General features: G+C 64.4%; 18 protein-coding genes. 8 read left to right on the plus strand and 10 right to left on the minus strand.

All coding sequences use genetic code 11. The features are described from left to right. Genes xrtA through ACFFJK_RS03460 form a run of 8 tightly spaced genes read right to left on the minus strand, consistent with a single transcriptional unit; the run spans position 1 to position 9,904 of the window. The gene (gene xrtA, locus ACFFJK_RS03425; RefSeq protein WP_379677705.1) at positions 1–1,584 is read right to left on the minus strand and encodes an exosortase A; all 1,584 of its coding nucleotides are present in this window, start codon (positions 1,582–1,584) and stop codon (positions 1–3) included. Further along, a complete protein-coding gene (locus ACFFJK_RS03430; RefSeq protein WP_379677706.1) occupies positions 1,575–2,768 on the minus strand; it encodes a TIGR03087 family PEP-CTERM/XrtA system glycosyltransferase in 1,194 nt (397 codons plus the stop codon). Before ACFFJK_RS03430 ends, xrtA begins: the two co-directional genes overlap by 10 nt. Positions 2,769–2,771: 3 nt before the next feature. Beyond that, entirely contained in the window at positions 2,772–3,869 is a 1,098-nt protein-coding gene (locus ACFFJK_RS03435; RefSeq protein ID WP_379677707.1) for a FemAB family XrtA/PEP-CTERM system-associated protein, read from the minus strand. A gap of 54 nt (positions 3,870–3,923) precedes the next feature. Then, a complete protein-coding gene (locus tag ACFFJK_RS03440; RefSeq protein ID WP_379677708.1) occupies positions 3,924–4,808 on the minus strand; it encodes an XrtA system polysaccharide deacetylase in 885 nt (294 codons plus the stop codon). Further along, positions 4,805–5,845, minus strand: a complete 1,041-nt coding sequence (locus ACFFJK_RS03445; RefSeq protein WP_379677709.1) for an XrtA/PEP-CTERM system-associated ATPase — start codon at positions 5,843–5,845, stop codon at positions 4,805–4,807. The genes ACFFJK_RS03440 and ACFFJK_RS03445 overlap by 4 nt, the downstream gene beginning before the upstream one ends. A gap of 13 nt (positions 5,846–5,858) precedes the next feature. Then, positions 5,859–7,397 (minus strand): TIGR03016 family PEP-CTERM system-associated outer membrane protein, encoded by a 1,539-nt coding sequence (locus ACFFJK_RS03450; protein ID WP_379677710.1) that lies wholly within the window; start codon positions 7,395–7,397, stop codon positions 5,859–5,861. Then, positions 7,378–8,352 (minus strand): XrtA-associated tyrosine autokinase, encoded by a 975-nt coding sequence (locus ACFFJK_RS03455; protein WP_379677711.1) that lies wholly within the window; start codon positions 8,350–8,352, stop codon positions 7,378–7,380. Before ACFFJK_RS03455 ends, ACFFJK_RS03450 begins: the two co-directional genes overlap by 20 nt. Before the next feature lie 19 nt (positions 8,353–8,371). Further along, positions 8,372–9,904, minus strand: coding sequence for an XrtA system polysaccharide chain length determinant (locus tag ACFFJK_RS03460; RefSeq protein ID WP_379677712.1), 1,533 nt, complete (start codon positions 9,902–9,904; stop codon positions 8,372–8,374). Positions 9,905–10,346: 442 nt separating this feature from the next. Between ACFFJK_RS03460 and ACFFJK_RS03465 the strand changes: the two genes are divergently transcribed. The 7 genes from ACFFJK_RS03465 (at position 10,347) to ACFFJK_RS03495 (ending at position 15,703) form a co-directional block, all read left to right on the plus strand. After that, positions 10,347–11,069, plus strand: a complete 723-nt coding sequence (locus ACFFJK_RS03465) for a trypsin-like peptidase domain-containing protein (protein ID WP_379677713.1) — start codon at positions 10,347–10,349, stop codon at positions 11,067–11,069. Between the two features lie 134 nt (positions 11,070–11,203). Then, complete coding sequence (locus ACFFJK_RS03470; RefSeq protein ID WP_379677857.1) at positions 11,204–11,818, plus strand: XrtA/PEP-CTERM system exopolysaccharide export protein; 615 nt, start codon at positions 11,204–11,206, stop codon at positions 11,816–11,818. Positions 11,819–12,000: 182 nt separating this feature from the next. Then, positions 12,001–12,582: a hypothetical protein gene (locus tag ACFFJK_RS03475; RefSeq protein ID WP_379677714.1), complete on the plus strand. Its 582-nt coding sequence runs from the start codon at positions 12,001–12,003 to the stop codon at positions 12,580–12,582. Positions 12,583–12,602: 20 nt separating this feature from the next. Next, entirely contained in the window at positions 12,603–12,875 is a 273-nt protein-coding gene (locus tag ACFFJK_RS03480; protein ID WP_379677715.1) for an HPr-rel-A system PqqD family peptide chaperone, read from the plus strand. Beyond that, positions 12,869–13,786 carry an HprK-related kinase A gene (locus ACFFJK_RS03485; protein WP_379677716.1) on the plus strand — a complete coding sequence of 306 codons (918 nt, stop codon included), beginning with the start codon at positions 12,869–12,871 and terminating at the stop codon, positions 13,784–13,786. The genes ACFFJK_RS03480 and ACFFJK_RS03485 overlap by 7 nt, the downstream gene beginning before the upstream one ends. Further along, positions 13,783–14,883: a nucleotidyltransferase domain-containing protein gene (locus ACFFJK_RS03490; protein WP_379677717.1), complete on the plus strand. Its 1,101-nt coding sequence runs from the start codon at positions 13,783–13,785 to the stop codon at positions 14,881–14,883. The genes ACFFJK_RS03485 and ACFFJK_RS03490 overlap by 4 nt, the downstream gene beginning before the upstream one ends. A gap of 88 nt (positions 14,884–14,971) precedes the next feature. Further along, positions 14,972–15,703: a GAF domain-containing protein gene (locus ACFFJK_RS03495; RefSeq protein ID WP_379677718.1), complete on the plus strand. Its 732-nt coding sequence runs from the start codon at positions 14,972–14,974 to the stop codon at positions 15,701–15,703. Positions 15,704–15,810: 107 nt separating this feature from the next. On the opposite strand, the gene ACFFJK_RS03500 is transcribed toward ACFFJK_RS03495, so the two are convergent. Further along, entirely contained in the window at positions 15,811–16,692 is an 882-nt protein-coding gene (locus ACFFJK_RS03500; RefSeq protein ID WP_379677719.1) for a PEP-CTERM sorting domain-containing protein, read from the minus strand. A 512-nt stretch (positions 16,693–17,204) separates the two neighbouring features. On the opposite strand from ACFFJK_RS03500, the gene ACFFJK_RS03505 reads away from it, so the two are divergent. Then, entirely contained in the window at positions 17,205–18,035 is an 831-nt protein-coding gene (locus ACFFJK_RS03505; RefSeq protein ID WP_379677721.1) for a ThiF family adenylyltransferase, read from the plus strand. On the opposite strand, the gene ACFFJK_RS03510 is transcribed toward ACFFJK_RS03505, so the two are convergent. Next, positions 18,015–18,872, minus strand: coding sequence for a PEP-CTERM/exosortase system-associated acyltransferase (locus tag ACFFJK_RS03510; protein WP_379677722.1), 858 nt, complete (start codon positions 18,870–18,872; stop codon positions 18,015–18,017). The two genes, ACFFJK_RS03505 and ACFFJK_RS03510, sit on opposite strands and share 21 nt — an antisense overlap. Positions 18,873–18,878: the final 6 nt, after the last annotated feature.

Here is an 18,878-nt window from a genome sequence, read left to right on the forward strand (position 1 = left end):
TCAACGTCCTTTTGCCGCCACCAGCGCGGCATCGACCGCCGCAAAGTTCTGCGCCAGGAAGGCGCGCAGCGCGGCGCGCGCCGCCTCGACGCCTTGTTCACTGTTGTCGTCGGCCGGGGCGGCAATCGCCACCAGCGCGCCGTCGTCGCCGCGGAACTGCAGCTTGCCCTGGGCCTGGCGCAGCTTGCCGATGACGTTGCCGGCCAGGTAGTGGCCGTCCACCCACATCACCTGCCATACCACGAGCGGGCCCCCCGGGCCGTCCAGCAGCGCTTCGCGCAGCGGCAGCGTGCGTGCGCCCGCCGTTTCGGTGCGCACGGTGGAGGCGGTTTCGTGGAATGCATCCTTTTCGCCGGCCAGGCGGTTGACCGAACTGATCAGGCCTTTCTGCTTGTCCTGGTTGCGGTAGTACAGCAGCTGCATCAGCACCGGGGCGCCTTGCGGCGACTGGTACACGCGCGCCAGCCGCGCATCCGGTTCCATGTAGGCGACCTGCCAGTCGGGGAAGGCCGCGGCCAGCGGCCAGGCGACGGCCGGTTCGTCCAGCGCCACCGGCTCTGGGTTGTGGTTGGCGCGGTCGTTGAAGGCGGCAAAGGCCGGCCAGACGGCGGCCAGCGCCACCACGGCCACGGCCATCGGCACCAGCGAAGCGGACGGGCGGCCGTTTCCTGCGCCGGTGGCGGCGGCACCCGCAGCAGCGGCCGGCACGGCGGCAGGCGGCGCCGTGTCGTCCTCGCGCCAGTAGCTGCCGATCCAGAACATGATGAACATGATCACGCCGAAGAACAGCCAGCCGTACACCAGGTGGTCGACACCGGTCGCCAGTTCCATGCCGCTCAGGTGGCCGATCATGACGATGCCATAGGCGCGCAGCCAGTTGGCGACGATCGGCACCACGATGGACAGGCCGATGAAGACGGCGCGCCGCGTGTTCGAGCGGTAGGTGAGGTAGGCGTACAGGCAGCCCAGGGTGATCGACGAGATCAGGTAGCGGATGCCGCTGCAGGCTTCGACCACCGACCAGTTCCCGGTGGGCAGTTCGAAGCGGGTGCCGTTGCGCAGCACCGGGATGCCCGTCATCTGCACCGCCCACACGGTGAAGTCGGCGGTGTAGTTGATCAAGGGGTTGACGAAGATCTCGCCGAACGGGACCGCGAACAGCAGGAACAGCAGCGGGAAGGTGAACTTGGCCGCCAGGCGCGGCCCCAGCAGGGCCAGCGCTGCAAGGGGGAACATGGCCACGAACGCGTATTGCATCACCACCTGCACGTCGCCCATGCGGCCAGCCAGCCAGGCGGCGCCGGCGCCGGCCATCAGCACCAGCGCCGGACGCCACGGCTGCGGCGGCAGCTGGCTGAACCAGGCGCGCTGGCGCCAGATCAGGAACAGGCTGATCGGCAGGATCACATAGCCGTGGGCGAAGGTCTCGGAACTGTTCCAGATCGACACCATCGAGTTCGCGGTGGCGAAGTAGAGCAGGAACGGGGCCAGCAGGGCCAGCGCGACCGGTACCAGGCTGGAGTAAGGAATCGAGGCTGCCGCTGCGGGGGGCTGGACGACGCCAGGAGGTGGTTTCAGATACATTCGAGTCGCTCCCCGATGCAGGCCAGGTTGCTCGGCCAGCTGTACTTGCGTTCGACCCTGGCGCGCGCGGCCAGGCCCATGGCGTTGTCGCTGCGCCCGAGCAGGGCGGCGACCGCATCCGCGAAGCCGGCGGCATCCTGCGCCAGCACCAGTTCCCGGCCCGGCTCGGCCTCGATGCCCTCCAGGGCCTGCGGCGACACCACCACCGGGGTGGCCATCGCCATCGCTTCGAGCACCTTGTTCTGGATGCCGCGCGCGATGCGCAGCGGCGCCACCGCGGCGCGCGCGTGGGCGATGTAAGGGCGCACGTCGGGCACGGTGCCGGTGACGACGACGTTCTGCAGCTTGGCCAGTTCCTGCACCGCAGGGGTCGGACGGGCGCCGACGATGTAGAAGCGCAGACTTGGATCACGCGCGCGCAGCAGGGGCATCACCTCGGCCGTGAACCACTGCACCGCATCGACGTTCGGCAAATAGTCCATGGCGCCGGTGAACACGATGGCGCGCTCGCCATCCTTGTATGGGCTGGGGCCGGCGGCAGCGGGAGAGAAGTACTCGGTATCGACGCCGTTGCTGAAGAAACCGATGCGCGCGTCGCTTTCGGGAGCCAGCTGGCGGAACAGGTCCGCTTCGGGGGCCGACACGAACAGCGAGGCGTCGTAGTCGCGCGCCACCTGGCGCTCGTAGGACAGCAGCTGGCGTGCCTCGTGGCGGTACAGCCAGCTCATGGGCCAGGATTTCTTCTCGGCGTACTGGCGCCACTTGTCCGAGTCGACGTCGCAGAAGTCGACCACGCGGCGTGCGTTCGGGTATTTGTCGGCGTACTGCGCCATCGCCGACGAGAACACCAGCACACGCTCGATCTTGTGCGCGGCGACGGTCTGGTCGACCCAGCGCTGCAGGCCCGCATCACGGTAGTAGTCGAGCGAGAGCGAGCGGCCCTTGGCCAGCGCGCCGAGGCTGCGCACGCGCGCCAGCAGCGGGTTGAGGCTGGCGAAATGGCTGCTGGCGCACATGGCTTCCACCTTCGGCACGTGCTGCCAGTCGTCGGCATCGTCCACGAACGTGGCCAGGTGCACCTTGTAGTCGCGCGCCAGGTGCTTGAGCAGGTGGTAGGAGCGGATCTTGTCGCCCTTGTTGGGCGGGTACGGGATCCGGTGGATCAGCAGGAGCAGGTCTTCCATGGCTTATCCCAGGTTGCGCACGATGTAGGGGCCGAGGAAGTTCGCCACCGGCAGAGGCAGCTTTTTCCACATCTTGATGAACAGCTGGTACTTCGGGTTCAGCGGATTGTTGTCCGGCAGCTTTTCCGATGCGTACAGCTTGTATTCATACGGCAGGTGCTCGGCGGTGAAGCCCCAGTTCTTCTTGAAGTCGTAGGCGCCGGTGCCGAGCTTGCTGCGGCCGAAGTCGAAGATGCGGCAACCGCGGGCGGCAGCTGCCTGCATCAGGTTCCAGTACATGAAGTCGTTGCCGGCCACTTCGCGCGCCAGGTCCATGCCGCCGCCGTAGTAGGGTACGACCTCGTCGCGCCAGTAGAACGACAGTACCGAGGCGACCAGGCGGTCGTCGCTGGTGTAGATCGTGCGCACTTCGCATTCGTCGCCGAAGGTCTGCTGCAGCAGGGCGAAGTACTTTTTCGGGAACACCGGGGTGCCCAGGCGCAGCACGCTGTGGGCGTAGGCTTCGAACATGCGGTCGACGTTGTTTTCGACCACGCCCTTCAGGCCCAGCTTGATCCCCTTGCGCACCATCGCGCGCTGCTTGCGCGGGATGGCGTTCATGTTGGCTTCGTCGTCAGCCGTGATCTCCTTGCGGAAGGTGACGTACAGTTCCTTGGTGTGCCAGCTGTCGTCGCCGGGGTGGGCGCGCTGCATGCCGCGGTACTCCAGGTGGCCGACGCCGAGTTCGCGGGCCAGCTTGTCGGCCGCGCCGTCGAGCAGGCTGCGCGCGCCGTCGTCGATGGCCGCCACGCCGCCGTACACGCAGAACGGCATCGCGCCCAGCGAATGGCCGAACAGGCGGCTCTTGATCTCGGCCAGGGGCAGCACGCCCTGGATCTGGCCGTCCTGCTGGACGTAGTAGAACCAGGTCTTGATGCCGAACGATTCCTCGATGACCTTCTGCCAGCCCGACAGGTGGAAGAAGGTGGCGTCGGGGCAGGAGCGGACGAATGCGTCCCAGCGCGCGCGTTCGTGCGGCTGCAGGAGGTGGAGCGTTTGCGGGCCCGTGGCCAGCACCGGCGCGGCGCGCTTGGCCTGGGCGGCTTCGATGATCGAGTTCATACCGTGCTTGTCTTCTTGTTGGTCTTGCGGGTTGGTCTGGCGTGTCTGTCCGGCTTAGGCGTTGCCCAGGAAGATGCGGTCCATGCGGTCCCAGGCGAAATCGCGGGCCAGCTGCTCGAGGCGGCCTTCCATGCGCTCGATGTTGACGTAGTGGCGGAAGCGCGACTTGGCGTCCAGGCCTTCGGGGCGCGGCTGGCCCGGATCGACTTCCCACGGGTGGAAGTAGAACAGCGCCGGCTGGCGGTCTTCGCGGTTCACCTTCTGCATCATCCAGCGCGACAGCGCGTAGGGCAGCAGGCGGAAGTAGCCGCCGCCGCCTGCCGGCAGGTTCCGGCCGAGCATGTTGACGGTGGTGATCGGCACTTCCAGCAGGCCGTCTGGGCCGTGCGGATAGAACGCGAAACGCGGCGCGTCGGGCATGCCGTAATGGTCGTGCGCGATCGGGTAGATGCTCGAGCTGTAGCGGTAGCCGGCTTCCTGCAAGGCTTCCAGCGCCCACAGGTTGGCGTGGCCGATCGAGAAGCTCGGCGCGCGGTAGCCCAGCACGGCCTGGCCGCCGATGTCTTCCAGCAGCGCCTTGCTCGAGCGGATGTCGTTGTCGAACTGGGCCCGGTCCTGGTCCGAGGCGCGCAGGTGGCCGTAGCCGTGGCTGGCCAGTTCGTGGCCGGCAGCCACAATTTTCCGCACCATCGCCGGGTAGCGCTCGGCGATCCAGCCGAGGGTGAAGAAGGTGGCCTTCACGCCGTGGCGTTCGTAGATGGCCAGGATGCGTTCCATGTTGGCCTCGACCCGGCACTCGCGTGCAGGCCAGCTGTCGCGGTCGATGTAGGGGGCGAATGCCGAGACCTGGAAGTAGTCCTCGACGTCGCAGGTCATGGCGTTCTTGATGCGCTCGCCCGGTGCAGGCAGGGGACGGGGTGCGGGGGCGTACAGTTTCATTCCTGGTTGTCCATGTGCTGGGCCGCCGCGCCCTGCGGCGTGGCGACGATTTTTTTCAGGATCGACAGAACCGAGACGATCGACTTCTCGAGGCGCATCATGCGTTCGTCGAGCAGTTCCACGCTGGCGCGGCGGTCGCCGCTGCGCGTGTCCACGGTGCGCAGATCGCCCTCGGCCATGATCGGCAGCGCCGACGGGTCGGGTGTACCGACGGCGTCCGGCACCTGGAATTCCTCGGAGATGTCGCGGATCACTTCGGTGATGTCGGCTTCGGCGAACGCGTGCATCTCTTCCAGGTAGCCCATCAGGAGCACCCGGTCCATCAGGGTATTGGTCTTGCGCGGGATGCCGCCGCTGTAGCCGAAGATCGCGGCATGGGCGCCGTCGTCGAAAGCGGGGTCGCCCTTCCAGCCGACCGTGGCCAGGCGGTGCTCGACGTAGGCACGGGTTTCCTGCGCGTCCATCGGACCCAGGTGGTAGCTGGCGATCACGCGCTGGCGCAGCTGCTGCATGCCGGGGCTGTGCAGGGTGGCGCGGAATTCCGGCTGGCCGAGCAGGAAGGTCTGCAGCAGCGAGCGGTCGTCGGTCTGGAAGTTCGACAGCATGCGCAGCTCTTCGACCGTGCGCGCGTTCAGGTTCTGGGCTTCGTCGATGACGAGCAGGGCACGCTTGCCCTGGCGGTCGACCCCGCGCAAAAATTGCTCCAGGCGGTTCAGCAGCTCGGCCTTGCTGGCGCCTTCGAACGGCAGGCCGAAGGCCGATACCACCATGCGCAGCGTGTCTTCCGGATCGAGGCTGGTATTGACGATGTGGGCGGCGACAATCTGGTCAAGCGGGATGCGGTTGAGCAGGTTGCGCACCAAGGTGGTCTTGCCCGCGCCGACTTCGCCGGTGATGACGATGAAGCCCTCGCCCTGCGACAGGCCGTATTCGAGGTAGGCCATGGCCCGCTTGTGGCCCTTGCTGCCGAAGAAGAAGTGGGGATCGGGGCGCAGCTGGAAAGGCTTGGCCGACAGTCCGTAATAAGTTTCGTACATGGCTTGCACTCCCTTAAAGCAGCACGGTCAGGGTGGCGGAGATCGCGTTCTCGCGGTAGTCGCCCGCATTCGGGCCGCGGCCGCCGCTCGCCCTGCGCACTTCGATGGCACCGCGCAGGTCGTTGCCGAGCTGGCGCGTCAGGCCGGCGCGCAACTCGCGGTTGGAGGATTCGTAGCCGGTCGTGAGCGACAGGCTGCGCGTGAACGTCGCCGCGCCGACCAGGCTGGTGCGCGAATTCATGCGGTAGCTGTAGTTCAGGGTAGCGCCCTTCTGGCGGACGTTGTCGTTCAGGCTGCTGAGCTGGCTGCCGAGCAGTCCGCTGTCGCTTTGCTGGTCCGACAAGGCCGTGCGTTCGCTGCGGTACAGGCTCACGACGGCGCGGCTGCGGCCCTTGGTGTACCCCATGGAGCCCTGCAGGCGCTTTTCGCGCAGGTAGCGGTTGCTCATGAAGTTGATGCTGTCGGCCAGGCTGGGCGGCAGGCCGGTCAACCGGATGTAGTCGGTCACTGCCTGCTGGCGCAGCACCGGATCCGTGATCGTCGTGGAGAACAGGCGGTCGAGCAGGGCGGCGGTGTCGATCGTGGACGGCAGCAGGAATTGCTGGCGGCTGGTCGTGATGAAATCGTCGTAGCTGATGTTCCAGACTGTGTGGCGGCTGCGATGCAGCGCCAGCAGCTTGCCGGTCTGGCCGAAATAGTGGCGTCCGATTTCGGCATTCAGGCGGGTGCGCTGCGACGGCGTCCAGTCGAAGCCGCCCGCCCAGCTGCGTCCTTCGGTACGGCCGCCCATGGCCTGGTAGTCGTAGCGGTCGTAGCCGACCCGGGCGGTCAGCCAGAGACGCTTGTTGAGGGCATAGCGCACATTGCTGCTCGCGCTTTCGCTCGACGTCTCGCCGCTCACCTCGTCGCTGAGGTCCTGGCGCATGTAGCTCAGGCCCCAGCCGACGGTGTCGAAGGACCTGCCGCTGGCAAGGCTGGCGCTGATATTGCTGCCCAGGCTGTTTCCGAAGGCGCTGCGATCCGACGAGACCGAGTCGCGCCCATAGCGCACCGACAGGCGTGCTGCATTGCCGAAGCGCTGCTCGAGGCGGGGGTTGACGCGCCAGGTCTTGACCTGGGCCCGGTTGCCCATCGAATACAGGCGGCTGCCCTGTTCGCCGAAGGCGGAGATGCTCTGGGGCGAGGCGGAAGCACTGGCATCGACGAACAGGAGTTCATCGACCAGCTCGCCGCGGCCGTCGAGCGCATACTCGTAGCTGCGGTCGGCGGTATCCGGCATGCCGCCCCTGCTATAGGCGAACTGGTGGAACTGGCCGGTGGCCGCCACCTGGAAGCGGCGGCTCTTGCCGAACAGGGTCAGGCCCGAATGAAGGTCGGTGACGAACTGGGAGTGCGCACGCGCGTCTTCCTGGCGGTTGACGTTATCGGTAAAGGTTTCGGTGACGCTGACGGTCGGCTGGATACGCCAATCGGCCTGGCATTCGCCTGCCAGCAGCATGGCTGCGGCGGCGATCGGGGCCAGGCGCGGCAGCTTAGCCATAGTGGTAGTCATACGTTTCTTCGATGCCGGGAATATCCCTGGTCTTGTTATAGATGAGATTGACGTTGGCGCAGCCGTCGAGCTTCGACAGCGCTGCCTTCACGGCGTGCTGGGTCGTGGTCTGGGCTTCGACCACCACCACGATCTGGCCCATGTGCGAGGCCAGGGCGCGTGCTTCGCTGGTCAGCAGCAGCGGCGGGGAATCGAAGATGACGATCCGGTCCGGATAGCGGTTGGCGATCTCGCGCACCAGGTTGGCCATCGTCGAGCTGGCCAGCAGCTCGGTGGCGCGCGGCGTGCTGGTGCCGGCGGCCAGGATGCTCAGGGTATCGACGTTGGTGCGCAGCAGCACGTCGGACACGTCGAGCTTCTCGTCGATCAGGAGGTCCATCAGGCCGCGCTGGGCCGGCAGGCCGAGCGTGCGCAGCACCGACGGGCGCGCCACGTCGGCGTCCACCAGCAGCACGGTGTGGTCGAGTTCCATGGCAATGCTCATTGCCAGGTTGATCGCGCAATAGGTCTTGCCTTCGCCCGGCAGCGAACTGGTCAGCATGATCAGGTTGCCCGGGTTGCCGCCCGCGCTGTTTGTCGCAAAGGCGCGCTTGAGCAGCGGGCGCTTGATGATACGGAAGTCTTCCAGCAGGCTGGTACGGCCGCCGGCGGCGGTCACCAGGCCCATCTCGCGCATCTTGGCCAGGTCGAGTTCGACCTTGCGGGTGGCCGGGCGCATCGCCGGGCCGGCTGGTGCGCCGCGCTCGGCCTCCGGCGCGGGCAGGGCCGGCGCCGCAGGAGGCAGGCCGGCAGCCGCGCCGGAGACGCCGGCGGGAGGGGAAGCCGGCGCCGGCACCGGCGCCGGCGGCTCGATGAGGTCGATGTCCGCGACGGCGGCGGGCGACACCGCCACCGGTACGCCGGCCTGGCCGCGGTCCTGGTCAATGCGGCGCGCCGCTTTTTCGATAATGCTCACGTCTACTCCTTGTGATCGCTTACAGGCCGGTCGGTCGGACCAGGATTGCGGTAACGCCGGCGCCATACACACCGATGAGCAGCAAGACGGCGGCGCCGAGCGCGACAAGGCGGCGCTTGCGGCGGACGGTCTGCTCGCCGGTCCAGTTCATGCTGATCGAACCGAGGATCGGCACGCCGGTCGCCTCGCGCAGCGAGGCCTGGCTGAGGAAGGTCGGGCGCAACTGGCTCATCAGGAAAGCGGCGGCCAGGCCGGCGCCGAGCGCGGCCACGAACACCAGCGAGAACAGTTGCAGGCGGTTCGGGCCCGATGGCAGCAGCGGGGCGGTTGGCGGGTCGATCACGCGGAAGGACAGCATGTCGGTCACCGAGGACAGGTCGCCCGACAGCTTGGCCGACTCGCGGCGCTCGACCAGTTTCTGGTGGTTCTGGCGGTTGACTTCGTAGTCGCGGTTCAGCTGGGCCAACTGGGCCTCGACTTCCGGCGCCAGGGTGCTCTGGGTACGCAGGCGCGCCACGCGCGACGCATATTCATTGACGCGGGCCTGCAGGGACGCCACGCGCGCCTCGGCATCGGCCAGCGACACGGTCAGCTGCTGCAGCATCGGGCTGTAGCCGGCGCCCGGGTCGGCGCTGCGCTTGCGGGTCTTGGATTCTTCCTGCTTGCGCGCGACCAGTTGGTCGAGCAGGCGGGCGTTGGCGACGATGTCCGGATGGGCTTCGGTGTATTGCGTGCGCAGGCTGTCGAGGTTCTTGGTGACGGCAGCGATGCGGGCGTCGAGTTCGGGATCGCTGACGACCGGGGCCACGGTGTCGCCCGGCGCGGCTTCGCCCGAGATCTTGCGGCGGATGGCGTTGCGTGCCTGCTCGGCTTCGGCCAGTTCCAGGCGGGCGCTGTTGAGCGCCTCGGTGGTCGAGAGCATGCGCGAGCCGAAGTCGGCGCCTTCCGAAGGCAGCATGCCGGCATTGCGGATCTTGAATTCTTTCAGCGAGTTCTCGGCGGCGGCCAGCTTTTCCTCATAATTACGAATCTGGTCGTCGATGAACTGGACAGCTTTTTCGGAGTCCTGCTTCTTTCCGCCGAAGCTGCCTTCCACGAAGATGGTCAGCAGCGACTGCACGACTTCCTTGCCCAGCTTCGGGTCCGTCGCCGTGTAGCTGATCGTGTAGATGTCGTCGCGCTCGGTGCCGGCAAGCTTGATCTTCGACATCAGCTCATCGACCATCCGGTCGTGTTCCTTGGTGCTGGTGGCCTTGACGTCGAGGTCGACCATGCGCATGACGCGTTCGACGTTGGGGCGGCTGATCAGGGTGCCGCGCATGAACAACACCTGCTGCTGGATGTTCGGCAGCGTCGTCATGCCCGACAGCAGGGGCTTGAGGATGCTCTGGGTGTCGACATAGACGCGTGCCGACACGTCATACTGGTTCGGCAGCTTCAGGACCACGGCCCAGCCGACGAGCGCGACGGCCCAGGTAATGAAAACTGCGTGCCAACGGTACTTTCCAATTGCCTTGAGGAAAGTAAGGATTGAGGCTGTGATGTCTGCCATGTGTGATCTCGCCATAAGGACCGCGCCGAAACGCAAGCCCATCCATCAATAAATAGTTTGCATGATCGCTTGTTGACTGAGCAATTGCAATTGCGGGTCGGAAAAATACTCAGATACCAGACAAAAGTGGTGGCGGATGCAACATAATTCCCAAGCGACAACACCACAAAGAAGTCTTTTTCCCATTTTAGCCGCCGTTGGTTACAGCTTTGCAACGGTTTAACGGTTAAAATGTTCTCTGAAATCAACAGCCTTATGGCATGGACATCCCTGCTATCTGCCCTTCTCAACGACTATTGCTCTGTAACAAATGCAGTATTTTAATGTCGGAAAGACAAAAGAGGCCGCACGATTGATTCCAGATCGAAACGTATTGTGTTCCATCCGGAAATCGAACCTATTGCGTGTCCTGATGGTGTCACTGGCGCTGCTGACAGCCCCTATGGCATCCGCAGCAGCCCAGGATTTGCCGCGCACTGTTGCCCAGGTAAAGCGTTCGATTGTCGGTATCGGCACCATGCTCAAGACGCGCCAACCCGCTATCGTCTTCACCGGCACCGGCTTTGCGGTCGGCGACGGCCTGAGCATCATCACCAATGCCCACGTAATCCCGGAGCGGCTCGATGCGGCGCGGATGGAGGAGATCGGCATCGTGGTCGGCAATGGCGCAGAAGGGGTCAGCTTCCGTCCGGCGCGCCTCGTCGGCCTCGACCGCGAACACGACCTGGCCCACCTGCGCCTGGAGGGACCGGCGCTGCCCGCCTTGTCCCTCGGCGCCGACGATGCCGCTGCCGAAGGGCAGGCGCTGGCGTTTACCGGTTATCCGCTCGGCATGCGCCTGGGCCTGCATGCGGCGACCCACCGCGCGCTGCTAGCGGCAATCGTGCCCGTCGTGCGCCCGTCACTGAACTCGCGCCAGCTCGACGCGCGCGTCATCGCCCAGCTCCAGCGCCGTCCCTTCGCCATCTACCAGCTCGACGGCACGGCGTATCCCGGCAACAGCGGGAGCCCGCTATACGACCCGGCCAGCGGTGCCGTCGTCGGGGTCATCAATGCGGTGTTCCTGAAAGGCTTGCGGGAACATGCGGTGTCCGATCCGAGCGGGATCGCGTATGCGATTCCGGTTCGCCATGTGCGCGAACTGTTGCTAAGAAAACCACAGTAATATTTCATTTGTGCACGGGGTTGCCGAAGTGCTATGGTATAAAGTAATGCTTAAAGCACATGAGCACCACGCGCGGCCTGTACAAGCGGTCGCAGTGCATGCCAACCAGGGGATTTTTTGACGTGAGCACGAAAATGACGCACCAGATCAAGCGCGCAGCCCAGGCTGTCGCCGTAAGTTGCCTGTTCGTACTGGGTGGCTGCGCCAGCACGCAACCACCGGTCGAGACCGCACCGGCCATCAATCCCGAATATTTGATCGGTCCGGGCGACAGTATCAACATCATCGTCTGGCGCAATCCGGAAGTGTCGATGTCGGTCCCGGTGCGCCCTGACGGCAAGATCACCACGCCGCTGGTCGAGGACCTGCCGGCCGCCGGCAAGACCTCGACCCAGCTGGCGCGCGACATCGAAGCCGCACTCGCCAAGTTCATCCAGCAGCCGGTGGTCACGGTTGTCGTCACCAATTTCGTTGGCAACTTCAATGAACAGATCCGCGTGATCGGCCAGGCAGCGAGGCCACAAGCACTGCCATACCGCAAGGATATGTCTCTGATGGACGTCCTGATCGCTGTCGGCGGCGTTACGGAATTTGCAGCCGGAAATCGCGCCAGCCTGATTCGCACGGTCGATGGCAAGCAGCAGAAACTGCAGCTTCGCCTGGATGACCTGATCAAGGATGGCGACATTTCGGCGAATATGCCGATGCGTCCGGGCGACGTGCTGGTCATCCCCGAGAGCTTTTTCTGATTTGCCATCGAAAATTCTTACACAGTCCGGAATTTACTGGCTAGACTGCGACATAACGGCTGAGCAGTCTGCCTTCATTGCTTGTTTTTATGGCAGGCTTCCGGATTGTGTCTCAAACGGCATAATTCTTACTTAACTGAAATGCCGGCCGTTCGGGCATTAATTATTTGTGAGGATGGACCGTGTCGACCGATGATCAACCACGCGCCAGTACGCCGCCGATGACGCCGCACGGCGCGACGCGGCGCCGCCTGACCAAGGCCGGGCTGGGTGCGGCCAGCGTGTTGTGGACACTCGACAGCCGGGCCCAGATGTCGCCGATGAAGTGCATGTCACCCTCGGCCGGCGTCTCTGGCTCGCTCAGCAGTAACTACAATCAGAACCTGAGCTGTAGTGGTGGCAAATCGCCCGGGTACTGGAAGAATCACGATGGCTGGCCTTGTCCCAGGGACACGAGGTTCGACAGCGTGTTCAACTCCAGGGGGCGTTACCAGCTGACTTACGGTACCAAGACGCTGCTGGAGATCCTGCAAGGGGCGGACTTCGACCGGCAGAACAACAGCGTGGGCAAGCACCTGGTTGCCACCTACCTGAACGTCCTTTCGGGGCAGATCACCTTCCTTTCCGTGAACACCCTCGTGGACATGTGGCGCCAGCTGGAAAGCCAGGGTTACTACAAGCCGTCGGCGACTGTCTTCTGGACGCCTGAGCAGACCAAGAACTATCTCGAGGGCACTTACCACTCCCCCGACAAAGACAAATAAGGACAGGACTGCGCTGGCCGATGTGGCGTGTAATTCACGGGCAATCGCTGCTGTATCGTCGTTGGGACGATGAAGCCGTGCTGTACAACGATCTCTCCGGCGCGACCCACCTGCTCGGGCCTGCGGCACTGTGCCTGCTGGAAGCGCTGCGTGCCGGCCCGGCGGGCGTCGATGCCCTGTCTGCGGTGCTGCTCGCCGAATTCGAAGTCGACGCGTCGTCATTGCCGGAAGAACTCGCTTCCCTGCTCGACAGTCTCGCCCGGCTGGATCTGATCGAACCCTGTACATGCTGACCGTTTCGTCGCTCGCGGCGCCAGAACTGCGCCGCCGCTGCGCCGGTGCGGGATTGGTTTTACGCACTGGACCCTTCACCTGCCGGATCCGTACCGATATCGCCCAATTGGTCGATACGATGGCCCTGTTGTATGCGGATTATCCGGTCGCGGGCGAGGATGGATTTGCCGACTTCCAGGTCACGCTGCGCCGCTCCGGAGGCGTGCGGCGCTGGTTCCATCCGCAAGTCCGGTTCGAGCAGGACGGCGCCAGCCCTTTTCTTCCCTTGCCGCTGGCGCAGGCCCACCCGATGCTCGAATGGGTGATGAACTGGTGCGTGTCCACCAACGCCCATACCTATCTCGTGATCCATGCCGCCGTGCTCGAACGGGGTGCGTGCGCAGTGATCCTGCCCGCGCCACCGGGATCGGGCAAGAGCACGCTGTGCGCGGCGCTTGCCAGCCGTGGCTGGCGCCTGCTGTCGGACGAAATGACCCTGGTGCGTCCAGCCGACCTGGCCCTGGTCCCGGTGCCACGGCCGGTCAGCCTGAAAAACGCCTCGATCGATGTGATCCGTGCTTTCGCGCCCGATGCCGTGTTCGGCCCGGCAGTGCCGAACACGGTCAAGGGCACGATTGCCCACATGCGGGCTCCTGGAGCGAGCATCGCGGCGGCCGGCCGGGTCGCGCGCGCAAGCCACGTCGTCTTCCCGCGTTACGAAGCCGGCGCCGCCACGCGCCTGGAGGCCGTGCCGAAAGCGCAGATGTTCACGGGATTGGCCGACAACTCCTTTAATTATCCGGTGCTTGGCGCGACCGGTTTCGATACGCTCGGGCGCCTCGTCGATGCCTGCGCAGGCTATAGGTTCTGCTACAGCAGCCTGGACGAGGCAATGGCCGTGTTCGATGGATTGGCCGGGGCGGCGCCATGACGCGTGCTTCCATTTTCATCGACGTGTTGCGCGATCCGGCCCGGTTGCGCACGCTCGCCTTGCGCGACTGGGACCTGCTGTTGCGGGAGGCTGCCAGTGCGGACATGAGCACGACCCTGCTCGACATCGTCGAAGGGGCGGGCATGCTGGGCGAGGTTCCCGCTGCCCCGCGTGAACACCTGGAATGGAGTCGCGTCGTCGCCGCGCGCCACCGGCGCGCAGTGCGCTTCGAGGTGGCAAAAATCCGGGATGCGCTGGAAGGGCTGAATTTGCCGCTGATCCTGCTCAAGGGGGCTGCGTATGCGATGGCCGGCTTGCCGCCGGCTGCCGGGCGCATGTTCTCGGACGTCGACATCCTGGTGCCGAAAGAGCGCATCGACGAAGTCGAGGCGGCCCTGATGCTGCACGGCTGGGCCGGCACCCACCAGGACGATTACGACCAGCGCTACTATCGCGTGTGGATGCATGAACTGCCGCCGATGGAGCATATCCACCGGGGTAACGCGATCGACGTGCACCACGCGATCGTGCCGGAGACGGCCGCGGTACGCCCCGATCCGGCGCTCCTGCGCGCAGCAGCAGTGCCGATAGCCGGCAGCGACAACCTGTGGGTACTCTCGCCGCATGACATGCTGCTGCACAGCGCAGTGCACCTGTTCTCGGAAGGAGAGCTGGACCACGGCCTGCGCGGCCTGCTCGACATCCACCGCCTGCTGCTGCACTTTGGCGCCACGCCCAGGTTCTGGGAAGGGCTTCCCTCCAGGGCCGTCCAGCTGGAGCTGGCGCGGCCGCTGTTCTATGCATTGCGCTATAGTGCGCGCCTGCTCGGCACCCCGGTGCCGGCAGCCATCCTCGAGGAGGTCGCGGCGGCCGGCCGCCCCGCCCGGCCCTTGCTGGCGCTGATGGACGCCTTGTTCCTGCGCGCCCTGCCGCCGCCGCACCCCAACTGTACCGACCGCCTTACCCCGGCCGCGCTGGGCGCGCTCTACCTGCGCGGCAACTGGTTGCGCATGCCGCCGCTGATGCTGGCACGCCACCTGTTGCACAAGGCGTTCATTTCTCCACGCAAGGGCCAGGAAGCGGCTCGGGCCGTTTAACCGCTTGTTGCAGCGTTTGAATTAACTTATCATCAACTTACCCGCATGCGGGCGGCACGGCGCTCCCCCTTTTCACGGAAGGCGATCCATGAACGATGATGCAATGCGCCTGGTGCGCCTGCAGGATGTGCAGGCCCTGCTCACCAGCGGCACCCTGGACGACAACCTGCACAGCCACGCCGAACTGGTGCGGCGCCTGGTCGGGGCGACCAGTTGCTCGGTCATGCTGCTCGACAGCGAGGCCCCGGACGACCTGCGCATGCGGATGTGCGCCAGCGCCGGCGAATTGCCGCCTGCGGCCGCCGACGCCCTCGTCGGCACCGGCGAAGGCATCTGCGGACGGGTACTGGCCAGCGGTCAGGCACTGCTGGTCGACGACATCGCCCGCTCCGCGTTCTCCGGAATGGCGCGCCGCAACCGCGCAGCCGTGCCGGCCCTGATGTCGGCGCCGGTGCGCATCGACGGCAGGGTTGTCGGGGTGGTCAACGTCTCGGGCAGCACCTTCAGCGACACCGAATTGCGCCTGCTCGAGGTGACGGCCCTGTATATCGGCAAGTCGGTCCAGGCGATCCAGTTGCAGCGCCTGCTCGCATCGCGCTTTGCCCAGATGGCGCTGGTGCGCGAAGCCCAGGAGCGGGGCGGGCTGCCTGCGGGCACCGCATACCAGAATCCGGAAGACATGGCGCGCATCCTGGCACGCTCGTTTTACAAGGAAATGACGAAAGCCGGTTTTGCACCCGGCCAGATCGTCAACGCCGCTACCGAACTGATCGGGCAGCTGCGCGGGACCCTGCAGGACGCCGCGCGCGAGGCTGGCTGAACTGCGGCGGAAGGCGCAGGAAGGAAAAAGGCCGGAACCCTTGCGGGTTCCGGCCTTTTTCGTTTCCGCGCACGCTGCCGGGTTGCCCCGGCAGGCGGCAAGAAGGATTACTTGGCGGCGCGGCGGCGGCGCAGGCCAGCCAGACCGGCGAAGCCCAGGCCCAGCAGAGCCAGCGAACCTGGTTCCGGCACCTTCACGGCGCGGATCGGGTCGTTGATCAGGCCGGTGAAGCAGGTGTTGTTGGCGACTTGTGCGGCGGTGCAGGTGCCCGAACCGAAGTCACGGCCGTTGGTGCTCAGGGTGAACTTGCCGTCCAGGTCGTGACCGAACAGGCTGTTGGTGTCCCACTGTGCACGAGCGGTACCGCCGACGACATCACCGAAGAACTGGCCTTCGCCAGCTGCCGGCAGGGTCTTCGAAGTAGCGGTCTGCACCAGGGTTGCCAGGCGCTCGTCAGCATCCGGATTGTCGCCGCCGGCGACGTTATCAAGTTGCTTGCCAGCGCGGAATTCCACTTCCAGGTACTTTTCCATACCTGCAAACAGCGAGAAGCTGTCGTAGCCGGTGCGCTGGCCTGGCGATGCGTTGAAGTTCGAGGTCAGTTCCAGCAGGTTCTTGTTCGAACGGTAGATGTCCAGGTGGATTTGGCCGTCAGCCGCGCCGCCGGTTGCACCGATGTTGTAGATGCTGAACTTGCCGGTGTTCTGGTCGAAGACGATGTTCTGGTCAGCGATACCGTAGATCATGTAGTACAGGTAGGTGCCATCCGACTGGCCCGAGAACCACTGCTGGCCACCGGTGCCGCTGATCGAGGTGATGTTGCCCACACCCCAGGTCGTTTCGTTGGTGCCCGCAGCGGTATTGGCTTCGGTGGTCAGGCCGACCAGTTTGATGTTCAGGTTACCGGTCAGTGCGTCCAGCGGCGTTGCCGATGCCGAGATAGCGGCGAAACCCAGCGACAGGGCGGTGATGAGCTGTTTCAGTTTCATTCTATTCTCCAGGTGTTAGTTAGATTGCTTCGGGGAGCGACACTGGGGTATAAGCAATCGGCGTGCCAGCCTGAAGAATCCGATGTAAGTCATTGATTTCTAATAATAATTATCTGTGGCGGCAAAGGTCTCGCAGAGATTGTTAAGTTGCCTCAGGTGCCGTGTAAAGTAAACCGACAGACCTGCCGGCATTGCAACCTGAATAACGAATTCACGCAGGAAATATTGCACGACGCATGGCAATGAAAGCTACACTGTAGGCGTGCTCTCGCCTCGGAGAAGCGGGCATTGACCGGCACAGGGTCGAAAATGGGACGAAATTTTGGTAAAAACGGTCGTGTAAGAAAAACCGACAGCCCGAGAGTGAGGCTTATTTCTAGCTGTCGAACAGCAAAGATGGCAAGATGCCTTTCTTCTGCAAAGCTCCGGCAGATGACCGGTGCCGCGATCAGCCTGCCTGCCACTCCTGTATACCGCCGGCTATTCACAGACAATTACTTGATGAGGATTTCATGACCAAGGCTTTTGACTACGACACTTTCGTTACGCGTAACAACGGTTATGTTGCAAGCGAGACGCAAGCCAGGATCCGCAGCACCCGCTTGCTGATCGCCGGCTGCGGCCTGGGCGCATCGACTGCGATCTGCGCAGCGCGCATGGGATTCAGCGATTTCATCCTGATCGACGGCGATACCGTCGATGCGCACAACCTGAACCGCCAGTTCTATGACTTCGACGATATCGGCAGCCCCAAGGTCCAGGCACTCAAGAAACATATCCAGCGCATCAACCCGGAAGCCAAGGTCGAGGCTGTGCAGGCCAACCTGGACCAGAACAATGCCCAGCAGCTCGTCGGCAGTGTCGACATCATTTTCGATACGATCGACTTCCTCGACCTGGAGGCGATCCTGGCGTTGCATACCAATGCACGGGAGCAGCGCAAGGCCGTGTTCACCGCATTGTCGATCGGCTTTGGCGCGGGCGTACTGTATTTCCCGGCCGGAACGAATGCATCGCTGGCCGATGTGATCGCGGCCGATGTCCAGCACGCGCAGGGAGAGGGCGACGCCAGCTATGCCAACGTGTTCGGCAAGATCATGGCGCGCATCGGCGCCCACCTCGACCGCCAGGTGGTCGAGCAGGTGGCGCGGGCATTGACGATCATGGAAGACGGCCGTCCGTGCCCGGCTTCGCAGATCGCTGTCGGCAGCTTCACGGTGGCCGCGCTGGCGGTGTCGATGATGCACGACATGCTGGCTGGAATGGACGTGCCTGCGTCACCGAACATGGTGGTGCACAGCTTCCGCCACCACACCACCAAGCTAGTTAATATCGCCGCCTAATTCCGGTTTGCGCACCACGTGGATGCGCGACGGATGGGGATGTTCGACCACTGGCGGTTTTTCGTTGAACCACGCCGCCAGGGTCGGGTTGCTCATCATGAGCTTGCGCCGCAGATCCTGCAGGTCGAGCACATAGGGCGTAACCGAGCCGTAGTAATTCGCTTCCGGGCCGATCGCCATGAACCGGAAGCCCATCTTCTTGAGGGCATGGGCCAGCGAGCGCTCCATTGCCGCATACCAGTAGCGGATGCCGTGTTCCTGGCTGTGCCGGAACATTTCCCGGTACATTCCAAGTAGCAACATCGGTGAGGTACGGTCGCGGCGGTCGACCGCAGGATCGAATTCGATGCCGTTATCCTGGCCCGGCAGGAAACCTGGAACGCCCAGCACGCTGTCGGCACGCCGGCGCCGATGGCTCTTCTTGACCACGAGGCGCGAGATTTCCGCCGACTGCGCGCGGTTGGGCATCTCGAAATCGCTGAACACCTCGCAATGCAGCTCGAAGGGATAAGGCTTCGGCGCGAGAGGTTGTACCAAGCGCACTGCCCCGACGAGTTTCTCATCCATCGTATAGGCTGCAAAATGGGTGGAAGCATCGTCGTAGTCGTCGAGTTCCATGCCGTCCACGTACTGGTCGGGCTGGAGAAACGCGCATTCCAGGCAGTAGACCTGGTGCCTCAGCCTGAAGATATCGCCGGGAATTGCGCTGTTGTGGCCGCCCCTGTAAGCGCGAAAGATCTTGCGGTTGACGTGGTCGATCGTTTCTTGATGATGTGCCCCGAATTCAACGCGGGACAGGAAGGCGTCAGGCCCGACGCGAGCTTTTCCGTTGTCCATCTGTAG

It is taken from the genome of Massilia consociata (assembly GCF_042432755.1).
Classification (GTDB): domain Bacteria; phylum Pseudomonadota; class Gammaproteobacteria; order Burkholderiales; family Burkholderiaceae_D; genus Telluria; species Telluria consociata.